We start from the raw sequence: 16,171 nt of genomic DNA on the forward strand, positions 1-16,171 counted from the left end.
TGAGCGATGAAGACAACGGGTAATCTGGGGCTGAAAAAGCCCGATGGTACAGACATTGTAGATATCACCGACCTGAACGGCAATATGGATATTCTGGACACCGCCGTCAAGGCCGTGCAGGATCATGCTGCGGATACGGTCAAGCACATTACGGCGACGGAACGCTCGGCATGGAACGCAAAGGCGTCTACGGCGGTTGCGACCACGACTGCTGCTGGCCTGATGGCTGGAGCGGACAAGTCGAAGCTGGATAGTGTGGCGCAGGGGGCTAATAATTATGTGCATCCTTCCACGCACTCGCCATCGGTCATCGCCCAGGACTCGTCCAATCGCTTCGTAAGCGATGTGGAGAAGACGGCCTGGAATGGCAAAGCGAATCTAGTGACAACACCGCAGCAGACTACGGCGGATATTACCTATTACGTCCGGACGGATGGAAATGATGGGAATACGGGGCTGGGGGATACGGCGGGTGGAGCGTTTAAAACATGGGCAAAAGCTTATAGCGTCCTGCCGAAAACAATCAATCATACAGTTAATGTTTATATAGGACCGGGAACATACCCAGAAGCAATTTCACTAAAAGGATTTGGAGGTGAAGGTGCACTGAGTGTTATCGGGGTCGCTGCAAGCAGATTTGTACAGAGGGTTGAGATTGTTAACTGTACGATAGTCACGACTATTGACGGTTTTACTTGTACTGCAACAACGGTTGAAGCGGTGAGCATTCGTTCTTCTACTGCCGCAGTCGTGAACCAAGTAATATCTACTGTGAGCGCGACGAATCAATCTGGTATTGTGCTAAATTTGGCAACTGCACGATTAACAGCTTGTGTGATTTCTAATAAAGGGCGGGTTGTGAGCGCCGTTAATGGCGGGAAAGCTTATGCGGAAAATTTCAGTGGCACAGGAAATACACACGGGTATGTAGCAGATTTGGCTGGTCACATATCGTATGCGGGCACTCAGGCATCTTCTACAAATGGGAATTTTGCCGGAGCGGGAGGGATTGTAAATTCAGAGGTGCTCAACCCATGGGGAGATAATACCTTTTCATCGCGTTCATTCGCTTACGGGACTCATACCGTTCAACAAAACTTATCTGCCAACGTATTAACGAAGATAATTTGCAATGCAGAGGGCAATGACAACAGGGGAGAATACAACCCAGCAACAGGTATCTTCACAGCTAAGACAACAGGCGTTTACTTGATTACAGCTGCCGTCCAATTTACAAATGTTCCAGACGGAAGTGAAATTAAGCTAGGAATAGGTTCTGCTACCGGAGGGTCTTTATACGTCTCGCATTTGCGACCAGGCAGTTCGGGTTATGGCTCTGTCAGTGGTGCAGCTTCAATGGGAATGGAAGCAGGAGGCACGTTGGTTTTGTGGGCAATATCAACGGCAAGCGTGGCAACCAATCCAGATCCTGCTTACACATACGTAATAATTACACAAATAGCATAGAGGAGGGGAATCGCATGAATGTAGCGCAAGCAATTATGTATTTATACCCAACCGCCAACCCCCTGCACGACTTCATCGTACAGGACAACGGCCCGGAACCCGTCCTTCGGCCGGGAGCCGAAGCCAAAGGCCGAGTCCGCTACGAGATCAAGCCGCCTGAAATTGGTGAACAACCTGTAGAAGGCGTCCACTACCGCTACGGCATTGACTACAATCTGCTGACCGAAGGCGAGGATTATGATCTGGTAGAGAAAGGGCCATATATTGCGGTCTGGAAGCTGAATGTGCCGCAGCCGACCGAGGCTGAGTTGCAAGCAGCTTGGGAAGCGTACGAGGAGGCTGAGGCGAACAAGCCGCCGGTCCTGACTGAGATGGAGCAGCTGCAGCAAGAGAATATGGTGCTGAGAGCGCAGAATCAGGCGCTGGCCGAACGGGCGGATTTTATCGAGGATATTATTGCTGAAATGGCAACCCAAGTCTATTCTTGAGCGTTCGGCTGGCTTGCCTAAGGTTTCACATATTAATAGAAAGGTGGTGAGAGCAATGGCCTTATTTTTTGCACAACGCGTCACGCTGGGGAAGACGAAGTATAGCGAGGTCCCCGCTACGCTGAAGCCTGCCGTCAAGCAGATTCTGATGGAGAACGGACTTACGTTCCTTGTAACTGAAGAGTAGATTGCCAGAGGCGCCGCTGAGGGCGTTTTTATTTTGCCCTCGGACCCGTCCGGGGGCTAAGTCCAAATGTTCAACGCAGTGACGATGAAGCTTCAAGTTTAAATCTTAAGTGCGTCTTATAGAACTACTTTAATAACTATTTTAATAACCACACAGAAGGGAGTGAAGCAATGGACAGCAACGATGTAGCGAATCTGGAGAAGCTGCTGCCGCTTGCGGATAAGTATGGACTGGCTTATATCATCGCTCTGATTCTGCTCATGATTATGCTTGTGCTTTTGCGGTCAATTGTGAAGGGGAATCTGGTGCCGCGTGAACTGCTGGAGCGTGCTGAGGAAGACCGGGACAGGCTGCAGAATATCCTCGATAAAGAGCGGTCAGACTTCATGGCACCCACGCTTGAAGTATTACAGCGGTTGAAGATAGACCATTCCGCGGGCAACCATACGGGTAGTAATAGTATTAATGAAGAAGACAGGGGGGGATAACGTGCTGAGTGCGTGGATCAAGCGTCTATCGCCCCTGCACCGGGACAGAGAGCGGAGGCTGGCGCTGGCAGGACATAAGGTGTCGCTCTCTATCCGAAGGTACAAGAATGTCTCTCAGGACATTCAGGATGAAATCAGGAACAACGGGTTCGCCCAGTTCCTAATCTATGATCGGGGGGCAGAAGATGAGCAGCATTGATATTGTGTTGTTACTGGCCTATTCCATATCCTTTATCTGTGCGCTGCTGCTGATGGCTGCGCTTTTTTTGTATTTCCGCCGGAGATTCCGGGTGCGCGTAGTTAGTCTGTTTATGCTGGCGGCGTTCTTTTTCCTCGGAGCGTATACGGTGAAAATGGCGGTGGCCTTCTGGATCAGATTCAGCTCCGCTCCCGCCCCGGAAGCTATACGAAGCTCGCTGCAATCGGATACCTGGGCTATTGCCCAGACGGGAACGACCCTAGGGCTAGTCATCCTAACCCTCTTGATGTACACCAGACGTCAGGATCTGTTCGTGGTCCTCTCTGAAATCAGGAAAGGGGAGGAATCGCATGCTGACGCTGGCTCAGCTTCTGAATAAATCTGCTGCCCGGTTAAAAGGGCTTCATCCCGCTGTACTCTCCGCAGCCACCGCACTGATTGAACGCTCTCATGCTTGCGGTGTGCCTATCCTGATTACCCAAGGCCTGCGGACGATTGCCGAACAGGATGCGCTCTATGCCCAGGGGCGAACCCGGCCGGGAGCAATCGTGACCAATGCGCGCGGCGGGTACAGTTATCACAATTATGGGCTGGCGGTGGATTTTGCGCTGCTGCTTCCGGATGGCTCCAGCGTCTCCTGGGATATGAGCAGGGACGGCAACCAGAATGGCACTCGGGATTGGATGGAGGTGGTGCAGCACGCTAAGGCCATCGGGTTCGAATGGGGCGGCGACTGGACTAGCTTCAAGGATTATCCGCATCTGCAGATGAGCTTCGGATTAAGTCTGGCGGAGTTGCGGACGGGGAAAAAGCCTGCGGCTGCGGCCGTGGAGGCGGTGGTTGAACGCATCAAGCCCAAGGAGGAGCAAGCGGTGAAGACTCAGATGAAAGTTGCAGTACAGGTGAATGGCAGGAAGATTGCGGACGGGTGGCTGGAGAATGGGGTTACCTATGTTCCTGCACGTAAAATTGCGGAGGCGCTGGGCGCTCAGATTGCCTACCATCCGGCTGCTAACACCGTGGAGATCACCACCACACCGCAGAAAGGAGCAATCTCATGATGAACCGCGAACTGCTGGACCATGTATTGGCTTTTGCCTCCATCCTGGCCGTATTTATTCTTGCCTTGGTGCAGCTGATCAAAAATAATACCCATTTGCCGCGTAACAGCATCCCTTTTATCGGACTGGGCATCGGGCTGCTGGTTGGAGCGGCGGCGTATCCTTTTACAGAGCTGGAGTTGACCTTGCGTCTATGGGCAGGCGGATTGGCCGGGTTATCGGCTACCGGATTATTCGAATTGGCATTCAACAACCGCTCAGGGCACACAATGAAATAAAAGTTAACCTGTGATGAACGGCCGGCTCTGCGGAGCTGGCTGTTTTTGTCGTTTCACGTCATATAACTTAACATTAACACTGCATAAAGCACATATCAAAGAGAGAATATACCAGGAAGAAATACATAATTTTTTGGGACTGCATAAATGGCCGGTTTGGTGTATAATCGAAATCACTGCACTGCTTTACCGCGCAATAAAGTTGAAGATTTCCGGGCGTTTTTATTGTATGATATGAGGAAGCTTTTCAAATAGACAATGCTAAGAGCATTGATCCGGAAGAGGATGGGGGGAGCAGCATGACCGAACTTACGACTACCGTTAGCAAAAGCAACTCCAACAATCTGCTGCGGCGAGACGTACGGTTCCTGGGGAACATACTGGGCGAAGTCTTGGTACACCAAGGCGGCAACGAACTGCTGGATATTGTGGAGAAGATCCGGGAGACCAGCAAATCGCTGCGCTCATTGTTTTTGCCTGAACTGCACAATGAATTTAAAGAGCTGATCAGCTCACTGGACCCGGAGAATCGCCATCAGGTGATCCGCGCGTTCGCGATTTATTTCCAGCTGGTGAACATCGCCGAGCAGAACCATCGGATTCGCCGCAAACGCGACTACGAACGATCTGCCGGAGAGACTGTACAGCCGGGGTCGATTGAGAGCGCGGTTCAGGAGCTTCGCGAACGGGAATTCTCCCACGAAGAGGTTCTTGAGATCATGAGCGGCATGTCGCTCGAGCTGGTTATGACCGCTCACCCTACAGAAGCTATGCGCCGTGCGATTCTCGATATCCACAAACGGATTTCCGACGACGTCATGGGGCTGGATAATCCGACGCTGACCTTCCGCGAACGCGAACAGCTCCGGGAGAAGCTGCTGAATGAGGTTATTACCTTGTGGCAGACCGATGAACTGCGTGACCGCAAGCCAACGGTGCTGGATGAAGTGCGTAACGGAATGTATTACTTCCATGAGACGATTTTTGAAGTGCTGCCGGATGTATATCAGGAGCTTGAGCGCTGTCTGAGCAAATATTATCCGGGCCAGAACTGGCATGTGCCGACCTATCTGCGTTTCGGTTCATGGATCGGGGGAGACCGCGACGGCAACCCTTCAGTGAAGGCATCCGTTACCTTACAGACCCTCCGTCTGCAGCGCAAGCTGGCTATTCGTGAATACCAGCGTATTATGCGCGAGCTGATGCAGTATCTCAGCTTTAGTACAAGCATTGTGAATGTGACGCCGGAGCTGCTGGAATCCATTGAGGCAGACCGGAATATTATCAATCTCAACCGCGTCGATGCCTGGCGTAATGATAACGAGCCTTACCGGATTAAGCTCAGCTATATGATCTCGAAGACCCAGAATGTGCTGGACGATGAGAAAAAAGGAACACCAGAGCGCTACGCATCCCCGGCGCAATTCATCGACGACCTGAACGTGATTGACCGCAGCCTGCGGCATCATTACGCCGATTATGTAGCAGATACCTACATTAAGAAGCTGATTCGTCAGGTGGAGCTGTTCGGCTTCCACACCTCTACGCTGGATGTCCGCCAGCACAGCCAGGAGCATGAGAATGCAATGACAGAGGTTCTGGCCAAGATGAATGTTACACCGGATTACTCCAAGCTGTCGGAGCAAGAGAAAATTGTGCTGCTGGAGAAGCTGCTGAATGATCCGCGTCCGCTGACTTCCCCTTACCAGTCTTATAGTGAAGGGACAGAGGAGTGCCTGGCGGTATACCGTGCGATCTATGAGGCGCAGGAGGAATACGGCGTACAGTGCATCACTAGCTATCTGATCAGTATGGCGGAGGCGGCAAGCGATATTCTGGAGGTTATGGTCTTCTCCAAGGAAGTCGGCTTGTTCCGCAAAGACAACGACGGTACGGTAGTCTGTACTCTGCAGGCGGTGCCGCTGTTCGAGACGATTGACGACCTGCATGATGCGCCGCAGATTATGCGTACGCTGCTCAGCATGCCGATCTACCGCGATGCGGTTCGTGCGATGAATGATCTGCAGGAGATTATGCTGGGATATTCCGACAGTAATAAAGACGGCGGCGTGGTTACAGCGAACTGGGAGCTGCGTGTGGCCTTGAAAGAGATTACAGCGACTGCCGATGAATTCGGCATTAAGCTGAAGTTCTTCCATGGACGGGGCGGCGCTCTCGGACGCGGCGGTATGCCGCTCAACCGGAGTATTCTGGCTCAGCCGGCTTCCACCATCGGCGGCGGGATTAAGATTACCGAGCAAGGCGAGGTTATCTCTTCCCGGTATTCGATGAAAGGCATTGCTTACCGCAGTCTGGAGCAGGCAACATCTGCGCTGATCACGGCGGCTATTCATGCCAAAACGCCGCAGACGGATCTGTACGAAGCCAAGTGGGATGAGATTATTGCCCGTATCTCTGAAGTCTCGCTGAATAAATATCAGGATCTGATCTTCCGTGATCCGGATTTCCTGACGTACTTCAAAGAGTCAACCCCGTTGCCGGAGGTAGGCGAGCTGAATATCGGCTCTCGCCCTTCGAAGCGGAAGAATAGCGAGCGCTTCGAGGACCTGCGTGCCATTCCTTGGGTATTCGCTTGGACGCAGAGCCGTTATCTGCTTCCAGCATGGTATGCCGCCGGAACCGGTCTGCAGAGCTTCTATGAGGGCAAGGAAGAGAATATGAAGATCATGCAGCATATGTATGCTAACTTCTCATTCTTCACGACCCTGATCGATACGCTGCAGATGGCGATTGCGAAGGCGGATCTTGTCATCGCCAAGGAATACGCGGGCATGGGTAAGAACGAGGAGGCGCGTGCGCGAATCTTCGGCCAAATCGAGGCCGAGTTCAAGCTGACCTCCGAGCTGATCCTTCAGATCACCGGCCAGCAGGATATTCTGGATAATGTTCCGGTCATTCAGGAATCCATCCGCCTGCGTAATCCGTACGTTGATCCGCTCAGCTACCTGCAGGTTCAGCTCCTCGCCGAGCTTCGCGCCTTGCGTGAGGCTGAGGGGGATGACGCTGAGCTGCTGCGCGAAGTGCTGCTCACGATCAATGGTATTGCCGCCGGTCTTCGGAATACCGGCTGATGGTTTGCGTTGATCACCGTAGCTGCACTTTACTCTACCGATCTTGTTCTTCAAAGTCGGCGAAGCCGCTTTAGGGTTTTGGGTCTAAAAGTCGGCGAAGCCGCTTTAAGGTTTTGATTTTCCGGTCTTAGGTTTTGATCTCTCGGTCTTGAATCTTTGAAGCCGGCCCTAAGGCGCTTTAGAAGTTCCCGCCCACCTCCTAGCCGGAGGTGGGCTTTTTTTATAGGAAATTGGCGGTCAGGAAGGCGCACGGGCCAATTGTATGAGGAAAACCGAACACATTAGAAGGTCGTGAAGTCGCATGGGCCAAATACAGTGGGTCCGCATACCGCCACCCGGCGCAATGTAGTCAGTTTTTCGATTACATTTGGACCACACGGCACCATCCGGCGCAATGTAATCGGTTTTTCGACTACATTTGGACCGCATACCGCCACCCGGCGCAATGTAGTCAGTTTTTCGATTACATTTGGACCGCACAGCACTCGTCCGGCGCAATGTAGTCGGTTTTTCGATTACATTTGAACTGCACAGTACTCGTCCGGCGCAATGTATGCCAAAAACCGAATACATTGGGTGATCTGAGGGTTATCGGCAAAATGTATGCAAAAAACCGAATAGAAATAGAATGAGGATGAAACAGGTGGATGCAAACAAGTGAGGTGCTGCCCTAAGAGGGGCATACGGCACGGGCATGCTTCATCTGATAGGAGGTTTTGCCGTTCCAGGGAGGCCGGGGGTCAGGGACCCGGCCGAGTCCATGCCCCACCCCATTGTTGCCTGAGATATACTTGGGCAACAAGAAAAGCAGTGGGGGGAACCAGGCTGATGGAGTGGGCGAAGCGGAAATTTGGAACTGTAGGAGCGATAGCGTTCGCCTTTATTGGCAGATTTCAACCGCATCTAGCGGTTCTAATCAGGAAATCCGCCAATAACAGCGACCGGAAGTCCAAATGTTCTGCGCAGCCCCCGACTAATCAGCCGCCAGGGGGCCAGGGGGTTCCATCAGCGCAACCCGGCAGCAAGCTTTCCCAGCACATTATATAGAAGGTAACAATACAAACCTTGATTTTTGAACACACATGATTTACGATTTAAATGCTTGTACCGTGGTCTTCGAAGAGCTGACAGTCCAAGGGCGGCAAGTCTGGGGGAGTTAACAGGTGGAGAATCTGGAAGGCAGACTGACAAAGCTCGCCCTGAAGGGTGACCAAAGGGCATTTGCCGAGCTTGTGGAACTATATAAAGACAAAATTTATCATTTGGCTTACCGTATGCTGAATAACCGCCATGAGGCGGAGGATGTTGTTCAGGAGACTTTTTTGCGCGTCTACAGAAATCTGGACAGGTATGATGATAAGCAGAAGTTCTCGACATGGATCTACCGAATTGGCACGAACCTCTGCATTGACCGGCTGCGTAAGCGGCGCCCGACCTATTCCCTGGATGCCGAGATGAACGACCAGGAGGGGATTGACGGGTATTCGATGATTCCGAGCGATAATGTGACCCCGGAGACGGAACTGCTGCTCTCGGAGACGCAGAGACTCATCTATGAAGCCATCGACAGCCTGCCCGTGAAGTACAGGTCGGTGATGATTCTGCGGTATTTGCAGGATTTGTCACTACAGGAGATCGGCGATGTGCTGGATATGCCCGTGACGACGATTAAGACCCGGGTGCACCGGGGTCGTGAGTTTTTACGTAAGAAGTTAGGACCCAAATTGTAAAAATAGATTATTTTTTATGAAACTCCTGCAGGGCAGGGACGTATGTAAGTTAAGCAAGTCTTATGCACTAAATTAGCACGTATGAAAGGATTGGCTCCTATGGAATGCAAACTGGCCGTCTCTATGATGCACGACTACCTGGATGACGACTTGCCCGACCTGCAGCAGAGGGAATTGAAGGAGCATCTTTTATCCTGTACGGAGTGCCGTGCGAGGTTCAAAGAACTGGAACAGACCGATATGCTGATGTTTTCCCTGATGCACCAGACACCTGTGGCCTCGGAGGATTTGGTTGGCCGGATTATGGATTCATTACCGAAACCCAAGAAGGAAAGAGCCTTCATCACCTGGATCAAGCGACATCCGGCCCTGACGGCGGCGTCTATGTTCATTCTTGTAATGCTGATGAGCTCCGTAACCTTTTGGAATCAGGATCGGCAGCTTGTGGTTAGAGGGGCAGACCTCGACCAGGTTGTGATCAAGGGGAATACGGTGATTGTACCCTCCGGCAAAATTATCTCCGGTGATCTGACGGTGGAGAACGGTAAGACTCAAGTCTACGGGGAAGTCAACGGGAACGTAACGGTGATCGACGGTTCGCTGTATCAGGCTTCAACCGCCCATATCTCCGGGCAAGTCAAAAGTATAGACCAAGCCGTAAGCTGGATCTGGTATAAAGTGACAAACATGTTCTCTGAAGTTGCCTACCGATAGCTAAATGTTGGTCGCTTGTAGCAGATAACTCATTTGCGCCTCTTTTTCCGGAAAGATGGCGCTTTTTTGTTGCCTGAAATTACAGGTTCTTCAATTTACCAGCCGCTAAACTTGCAACCGGAGGCGGAACGTTATAACCTAGAATAAGATTCAAGCTTAACAGACAATTTACATAAACCCAGCTAATTTGAAATGACGGGGGTTTTCGGCCATGAGCTACTTTACTGACCTTACATGGAAAGAATCCATTAAAGATATAATCGATATTCTAATTGTCAGCTATATTATCTATAAAGTGCTCAATATGGTGCGCGGGACGCGGGCAGTTCAGTTGCTGAAGGGGATTCTGGTGCTGGTCGTGATCTGGGGCGGCAGTACGCTTCTCGACTTATACACGCTGAAATGGCTGATGAACCAGATGTTTACGTTCGGGGTGTTTGCGATCTTTATTATTTTTCAGCCGGAGCTGCGGCGGGGGCTGGAGCAGCTCGGCCGGGGCAAGTTCTTCGGACGAAATGCGGAGAGCGATGAGGAGATCAGCAAATTAATCGGTGAAGTGATTAAAGCCGTGAATTATTTGGCTGTCCGCAAAATCGGGGCATTGATCGTATTCGAACGGGCCACGGGGCTTAATGAATATACGGAATCCGGGATCGCCATGCGCTCTGAGGTCAGCTCGGAACTGCTGATTAATATCTTCATCCCCAATACGCCGCTGCATGACGGGGCGCTGATTATGCAAGGAAGCCAGATCGCGGCGGCGGCCTGTTACCTGCCGCTCTCTGAGAATCCGTTCATCAGCAAGGAGCTGGGAACCCGGCACCGAGCCGCCATCGGTATCAGTGAGGTCGCTGACTCGGTGTCTGTGGTCGTCTCCGAGGAGACGGGGCAGATCTCACTGGCCATTAATGGACAAATTGTCCGGGATATCAAGGAAGAATCCCTGATCTCGAAGCTGCACCAAGAGCTGAGTGCAAGCAGCTCGCCCCTGATGGAGAAGAGCTCTGCTTTCTGGAGACGGAGGGGGAATAAAGACAATGGATAAATGGATGAAGAACAACAACTTCAACAAGATCCTTGCCCTGGCTCTAGGGATTATTCTGTGGACCATTGTGCATGTGGATACAGCGCCAACGTACCAGACTACGGTTAATACTGAAGCTAAGACGATTGAGAATGTCAAAGTGGAGATTGAAGGCTTCGACAGTGAGAAGTATGTACTGACCAAGGATGTGGATAGCGTCAGGATGGAGGTAATGGGCAAAAAGTCTGATCTGACCTATAAGTTCTCCGATGCTTATCGGGTATGGCTGGATCTGAAGGATGTGAAGCCTGGCGATAACACGCTTCCGCTGATGTATTCGACTCCAAGCGGTGTAACCCTGGAAGCTATGGTCCCGAATCAGGTGAATGTGCATATCGAGGCGCGGACGACCAAGTCTTTTCCCGTCTCGCTGAATATTACGGGAGAGCCGGCAGCAGGATATGAAGTAGGCAGTCCTGTAATTGATCCGGTATCCGTGGAGGTTACCCTTCCTGCAAGTGATCTTGGACGGGTAGCGAAGGTGCAGGGGAAGGTGGAGCTGGACGGGCAGAATGAGACTTTTAGCGAGAAGAGGCTGAAGCTCTTCGCTCTGGATAGTAAGGGGAATGCGCTTGAGGATGCGGTCATTGAACCCTCTACAGTAGCGGTAGAAGTGCCTGTTACCCTCCCTTCCAAAACCTTGCCGCTGGACATCAGCTTCACTGGCAGTCTGCCGGGTTCACTGGTGCTCTCTAGGGTAACGCCTGAGCAGGATATGGTAACAGTGTACGGCAGTGCAGAGACCCTTAAGACCTTATCCTCGTATGAGGCAGTGCTGGATTTGAGTACTATCAAGAATGCAGGTACAGAGCAGATGAAGCTGGAGCTTAAGCCGCCCGAGGGCACCGGCAAGATTGAGCCTGCAGCAATGACCGTAGCGGTCTCTGCGGCGGAGATTACCCAGCGGACCCTCTCTGCTATCCCCATTAAGCTGGAGGGCGTCAGCACCGGGCTGACATCCCGTGTCATAGATCCTGGAAGCGCCACTATGGATCTGACCCTATCAGGTGCGCCAACGCTGCTGGATCAGCTCGACCAGGATAGCATCAGCGTAGTTGCAGATGTCGGAGGGCTTACGGCTGGCGTTCACGATATTACGCTGCAGGTGTCGCTCCCCCGGTTCATTACCCTGCAGAATACCGCCTCGCAGCTTGTTGCGAAGGTGGAGCTGGTGGCACCTGCTGCTCCGGCCGCGACTGCCGCGCCGGACAGCAGCCCGGTCTCCTCATCGCCTACGCCGGAGCCCAGTGCTGAACCTGCATCCGGGGACGAGACGCTCGTAGAACCGACCCCGGAGCATACAGGTGAGGTTATAGAGGAGACCCCGGCGCCGACACATATTCTGCCGGAGACTGCTGAACCAACGCCGCCCGCAAGCGGAAATAATGCCGACAGTACGGGCGGAACGTAACTTTTCATGTACGTATGAGTCTATTTATATGCACCTGACATACACGAATTATCGAATCATTCATACTATAATTTATTAAGCTGAAGCAGCGTATTCTAAAGGAGAAAAAAAGATGGGTAAGTATTTCGGAACAGATGGCGTACGCGGGGTGGCTAACCGTGAATTAACAGCAGAAATGGCCTACAGTATTGGACGCTGCGGGGGATATGTGCTGGCAGGAAATGTGGAAAAGCCTAAAGTGGTCATCGGGATGGATACACGGATCTCGGGTCCGATGCTGGAATCTTCACTCATTGCGGGTTTGTTGTCCATTGGGGCAGATGTGATCCGTCTGGGTGTAGTCTCTACACCTGCTGTTGCTTATATCACAAGATTGCTCCAGGCGGATGCCGGAGTTATGATCTCTGCTTCACATAATCCGGTGGAGGATAACGGAATCAAGTTCTTTGGCGGAGACGGCTTCAAGCTGACAGACGAAACGGAGCTGCGGATCGAGGAGCTGATGGATGCCGAGCAGGATGAACTGCCGCGCCCGGTAGGATCGGGTCTGGGCACGCTGCAGGTGGATGATCAAGCGAAATACCTCTATTTGGAGTATCTGAAGACCACCATCGATCAGAGCTTCAAGGGCACGAAGGTGGTGCTCGACTGCGCGCACGGCGCAGCTTATGAGCTGGCGCCGCGATTGTTCAAGGAACTGGGCGCAGAAGTGATTGCCATTGGGGCAGAGCCGGACGGGCTTAATATCAATGACGGCTTCGGCTCCACACACCCGGAGACTCTGCGTGCAGAGGTGCTGCGCCATGGTGCGGATTTGGGACTTGCTTTTGACGGGGATGCGGACCGCCTGATCGCTATCGATGAGAACGGCGACGAGGTGGACGGCGACTTCATTCTCTGCATTTGCGGGGATGCGATGAACCGTGCAGGGAAGCTGAAGGATGGCACCATTGTATCTACAGTAATGAGCAACATCGGGTTCTACAAGGCAACAGAGAAGCTGTCGCTGAATACAGCGAAGACTGCGGTCGGCGACCGTTATGTCATGGAAGAGATGCGCCGCGGCGGCTATAATCTGGGCGGGGAGCAATCCGGCCATGTTATTTTCCTGGACTATAATACTACTGGTGACGGAATTCTGACTGCGATTCAACTGGTGAATACCATGAAGTCCTCCGGCAAAAAGCTAAGCACACTGAAATCCATGATGACTAAATATCCGCAGGTGCTGGTCAATGTGCGTGTGCAGGACAAAACCAATTATCCGAACAATCCGGCCATTGAGGCCGCGATCATAGAAGTGGAAAGCAAGCTGGGCGACAACGGGCGTGTCCTGGTGCGTCCTTCGGGAACCGAGCCGCTGATTCGTGTAATGGCCGAAGGGCCGGATAAGGCGGAGCTGGATCTTTTTGTAGGGCAGATTGTTGAAGTGGTTCAGCGCGAGCTGGTGTAAACACTCACTGAATTAGCAGGAACGGGTAGCCGGTGGATGGAGCAATCCAATTCGTTCACCGGCTGAATTATTAATAAGGTCATAGCTGTTTGGAAAAAATGTGAAATGGATGAAAAAGGTTTTCTTCGCCACATCGTTGCAAAATCAGTAAGAGGTGCATATAATAGACTAAGTGTCATTCCAGAAGGAAAGCGAGGATTGTAAGGTTATTGCAACACAAGCGCCAGAGCTTGATTTGCGCGGGAGAGAAGGGAGGACCGGTGGCTGCGTAAGCAGTGCAGGACGGTCTGAACGGATCACGGCAGATGTAAGCTGACGAGGTGGAGGTGTTCGAAATGTTCGGCGGGGACCTCCCGGTGATGCACCAGAGCCGTAAATGGAAGCGGAAAATGCGAGGGCGACCTTGCACACAACGCTTTTGTGGGTGCCAACTTAAAGATGTACAAATCATGGGTATGCGCATTTGCAGGAACGCAGACAGTTCTGCCACGGCAGAGGAGAAGACTGTGCATAATCGTGACTAACGATGTAATTGACAGGTTATCATGTTGGTTGTAATGGACAACATCATATTTGCTTTTCTTCAAAACATGCCGCACGGCACGTTTCTTTCCTCATGCGCGCCTAATTACGATAAATTGGACGGAGGAAATTATAATGTGTGGTATTGTAGGATATATTGGTAATCAGAATTCGCAGGGGATCTTGGTAGAGGGTCTGAAAAAGCTGGAGTATCGCGGGTACGATTCCGCAGGGATTGCCGTATTCACGAAGGATGGTCTGCAGGTGGTAAAAGCACAGGGACGTATGGCGAACCTGGAATCCCGTCTGGACGCGACTCCGCTGACAGGCAGTGCCGGTATCGGTCACACTCGCTGGGCAACACACGGCAAGCCGTCCGATGAGAACTCTCATCCTCACACTGACAACAGTCACAAATTCTCGGTAGTACACAACGGGATTGTCGAGAATTACCTGGATCTCAAAGAAGAGCTGATTGCCGGAGGATGCCACTTCACTTCGGAGACAGATACAGAAGTCATCTCTCACCTGATTGCCCGTGAGTACAAGGGAGATATCGTTAAGGCTGTACAGCAGGCGATTTCTTACATGCGCGGAGCGTTTGCCCTGGGTGTATTGACTGAATATGAACCGGATAAGCTGGTAGCTGTGCGTCAAGCCAGCCCGCTGATCATCGGTCTTGGAGAGGGCGAGAACTTTATCGGGTCGGATATTCCTGCACTGCTGGAATACACCCGCAACGTATATATTCTGAACGACGGCGAAATGGCTGTATTGACACGGGATGCTGTCGAACTGATGACGATTGAAGGTAATTTTATTTCTCGGGAAATGATTACTGTCGATTGGGATGCCGTTACCGCAGAAAAGGGCGGTTATGAGCACTTCATGCTGAAAGAAATCCACGAGCAGCCAAAGGCATACCGCGATACAATGCGCGGACGGATGAACGCGGAAGGTAACAAAGTCATTCTGCCTGAGCTTAACCTGACAGAAGAACAAATCAAGAACATCCGCAATATCCAAGTGGTAGCTTGCGGTACTGCATATAATGCCGGTCTGGTTGGACGTAACCTGATTGAGTCCCTGGTACGTATTCCTGTAGAGAATGATATCGCTTCTGAATACCGTTACCGTTCGCCAATCGTAACTCCGGAGACACTGGTGATCGTAGTCAGCCAATCAGGTGAAACTGCAGATACTCTGGCCGCTCTTCGTGAAGGTCAAGCAAACGGAGCCCATGTGCTGGCGATCACCAACGTAGTAGGCAGCTCTATTGCCCGGGAAGCAGACAGTGTACTGGTTACGCTGGCTGGTCCAGAGATCGCTGTAGCCTCGACCAAGGCTTACACTTCCCAGCTGATCGCATTCACTTTGCTGGGTCTGTATCTGGCTGAAGTACGCGGCACACAGACTGAGGCTGAGGTTACCAAGATTCTGGCCGCTATGCAGTCTCTGCCGGAGCAAGTTGAAGTCATTCTGGGCCAAAAAGACGCGATCGAAGCTTACGCTGAGCAAATCGCTGAGCACAAGCACCTGTTCTTCATCGGCCGCGGCGTAGATTACGCTGTAGCGCAAGAAGGCTCGCTGAAGCTCAAGGAAATCTCCTACATTCACTCCGAAGCCTATGCTGCGGGTGAACTGAAGCATGGTACCCTGGCATTGATCGAAGAAGGCGTTCCTGTCATCGCTCTGGCTACCCTGGAATCCGTGCTGGAGAAGACCGTCAGCAACATCAAAGAAGTGAAGGCACGCGGCGCCCATGTCATGGCCATCACCCACGAAGAGCACAAAGACGACCTGCTCCGCTCCGTTGACCAGGTGTTCGTGATCCCTCAGACCCTGCCGCTGCTGACCGCTGCACTGTCTGTAGTTACCCTGCAGTTGCTTGCTTACTATGCATCTCTGGCCCTGGGTCACGATGTGGATAAGCCAAGAAACTTGGCGAAGAGTGTTACTGTGGAGTAGGGTTTGGGGAAGTGGTTATATTTTTGATT

The 16,171-nt window shown here is 51.9% G+C and carries 15 protein-coding genes; all 15 read left to right on the forward strand.

What is annotated here, in order from left to right; genetic code table 11:
* Positions 1-6 precede the first annotated feature (6 nt).
* The 15 genes from MKX42_RS04985 (at position 7) to glmS (ending at position 16,142) form a co-directional block, all read left to right on the forward strand.
* Positions 7-1,467: a hypothetical protein gene (locus tag MKX42_RS04985; RefSeq protein ID WP_340751550.1), complete on the forward strand. Its 1,461-nt coding sequence runs from the start codon at positions 7-9 to the stop codon at positions 1,465-1,467.
* Positions 1,468-1,481: 14 nt separating this feature from the next.
* Positions 1,482-1,955: an XkdW family protein gene (locus MKX42_RS04990; RefSeq protein WP_340751551.1), complete on the forward strand. Its 474-nt coding sequence runs from the start codon at positions 1,482-1,484 to the stop codon at positions 1,953-1,955.
* A gap of 55 nt (positions 1,956-2,010) precedes the next feature.
* Positions 2,011-2,142, forward strand: coding sequence for a hypothetical protein (locus tag MKX42_RS04995; protein WP_340751552.1), 132 nt, complete (start codon positions 2,011-2,013; stop codon positions 2,140-2,142).
* 170 nt (positions 2,143-2,312) lie between these two features.
* Complete coding sequence (locus MKX42_RS05000) at positions 2,313-2,630, forward strand: hypothetical protein (RefSeq protein WP_340751553.1); 318 nt, start codon at positions 2,313-2,315, stop codon at positions 2,628-2,630.
* 1 nt (position 2,631) lies between these two features.
* Entirely contained in the window at positions 2,632-2,829 is a 198-nt protein-coding gene (locus MKX42_RS05005; RefSeq protein ID WP_076081810.1) for a hypothetical protein, read from the forward strand.
* A complete protein-coding gene (locus tag MKX42_RS05010; RefSeq protein WP_340751554.1) occupies positions 2,816-3,208 on the forward strand; it encodes a hypothetical protein in 393 nt (130 codons plus the stop codon). Before MKX42_RS05005 ends, MKX42_RS05010 begins: the two co-directional genes overlap by 14 nt.
* A complete protein-coding gene (locus tag MKX42_RS05015) occupies positions 3,180-3,890 on the forward strand; it encodes a M15 family metallopeptidase (protein WP_340751555.1) in 711 nt (236 codons plus the stop codon). Before MKX42_RS05010 ends, MKX42_RS05015 begins: the two co-directional genes overlap by 29 nt.
* Entirely contained in the window at positions 3,890-4,168 is a 279-nt protein-coding gene (locus MKX42_RS05020) for a holin (RefSeq protein WP_340757619.1), read from the forward strand. The genes MKX42_RS05015 and MKX42_RS05020 overlap by 1 nt, the downstream gene beginning before the upstream one ends.
* A 299-nt stretch (positions 4,169-4,467) precedes the next feature.
* Complete coding sequence (gene ppc, locus MKX42_RS05025; protein ID WP_340751556.1) at positions 4,468-7,260, forward strand: phosphoenolpyruvate carboxylase; 2,793 nt, start codon at positions 4,468-4,470, stop codon at positions 7,258-7,260.
* A gap of 1,163 nt (positions 7,261-8,423) precedes the next feature.
* Positions 8,424-8,990 (forward strand): RNA polymerase sigma factor SigW, encoded by a 567-nt coding sequence (gene sigW / locus MKX42_RS05030; RefSeq protein ID WP_036696241.1) that lies wholly within the window; start codon positions 8,424-8,426, stop codon positions 8,988-8,990.
* A gap of 99 nt (positions 8,991-9,089) precedes the next feature.
* Entirely contained in the window at positions 9,090-9,704 is a 615-nt protein-coding gene (locus MKX42_RS05035) for an anti-sigma factor family protein (protein WP_036724508.1), read from the forward strand.
* Positions 9,705-9,915: 211 nt separating this feature from the next.
* Positions 9,916-10,749, forward strand: a complete 834-nt coding sequence (gene cdaA, locus MKX42_RS05040) for a diadenylate cyclase CdaA (RefSeq protein WP_076160722.1) — start codon at positions 9,916-9,918, stop codon at positions 10,747-10,749.
* Positions 10,742-12,199 (forward strand): CdaR family protein, encoded by a 1,458-nt coding sequence (locus tag MKX42_RS05045; RefSeq protein ID WP_340751557.1) that lies wholly within the window; start codon positions 10,742-10,744, stop codon positions 12,197-12,199. The genes cdaA and MKX42_RS05045 overlap by 8 nt, the downstream gene beginning before the upstream one ends.
* Before the next feature lie 112 nt (positions 12,200-12,311).
* Positions 12,312-13,652, forward strand: coding sequence for a phosphoglucosamine mutase (gene glmM / locus MKX42_RS05050; RefSeq protein ID WP_340751558.1), 1,341 nt, complete (start codon positions 12,312-12,314; stop codon positions 13,650-13,652).
* Between the two features lie 657 nt (positions 13,653-14,309).
* Complete coding sequence (gene glmS, locus MKX42_RS05055; RefSeq protein ID WP_340751559.1) at positions 14,310-16,142, forward strand: glutamine--fructose-6-phosphate transaminase (isomerizing); 1,833 nt, start codon at positions 14,310-14,312, stop codon at positions 16,140-16,142.
* Positions 16,143-16,171: the final 29 nt, after the last annotated feature.

The sequence above is a fragment of the Paenibacillus sp. FSL R7-0204 genome (assembly GCF_038002225.1).
Taxonomy (GTDB): Bacteria; Bacillota; Bacilli; order Paenibacillales; family Paenibacillaceae; genus Paenibacillus_AQ.

Coding starts and splice junctions, on each gene's coding strand:
- MKX42_RS04985 (WP_340751550.1), top strand. CDS start 7: ATGAAGACAACGGGTAATCTGGGGCTGAAAAAGCCCGATGGTACAGAC.
- MKX42_RS04990 (WP_340751551.1), top strand. CDS start 1,482: ATGAATGTAGCGCAAGCAATTATGTATTTATACCCAACCGCCAACCCC.
- MKX42_RS04995 (WP_340751552.1), top strand. CDS start 2,011: ATGGCCTTATTTTTTGCACAACGCGTCACGCTGGGGAAGACGAAGTAT.
- MKX42_RS05000 (WP_340751553.1), top strand. CDS start 2,313: ATGGACAGCAACGATGTAGCGAATCTGGAGAAGCTGCTGCCGCTTGCG.
- MKX42_RS05010 (WP_340751554.1), top strand. CDS start 2,816: ATGAGCAGCATTGATATTGTGTTGTTACTGGCCTATTCCATATCCTTT.
- MKX42_RS05015 (WP_340751555.1), top strand. CDS start 3,180: ATGCTGACGCTGGCTCAGCTTCTGAATAAATCTGCTGCCCGGTTAAAA.
- MKX42_RS05020 (WP_340757619.1), top strand. CDS start 3,890: ATGAACCGCGAACTGCTGGACCATGTATTGGCTTTTGCCTCCATCCTG.
- ppc (WP_340751556.1), top strand. CDS start 4,468: ATGACCGAACTTACGACTACCGTTAGCAAAAGCAACTCCAACAATCTG.
- MKX42_RS05035 (WP_036724508.1), top strand. CDS start 9,090: ATGGAATGCAAACTGGCCGTCTCTATGATGCACGACTACCTGGATGAC.
- cdaA (WP_076160722.1), top strand. CDS start 9,916: ATGAGCTACTTTACTGACCTTACATGGAAAGAATCCATTAAAGATATA.
- MKX42_RS05045 (WP_340751557.1), top strand. CDS start 10,742: ATGGATAAATGGATGAAGAACAACAACTTCAACAAGATCCTTGCCCTG.
- glmM (WP_340751558.1), top strand. CDS start 12,312: ATGGGTAAGTATTTCGGAACAGATGGCGTACGCGGGGTGGCTAACCGT.
- glmS (WP_340751559.1), top strand. CDS start 14,310: ATGTGTGGTATTGTAGGATATATTGGTAATCAGAATTCGCAGGGGATC.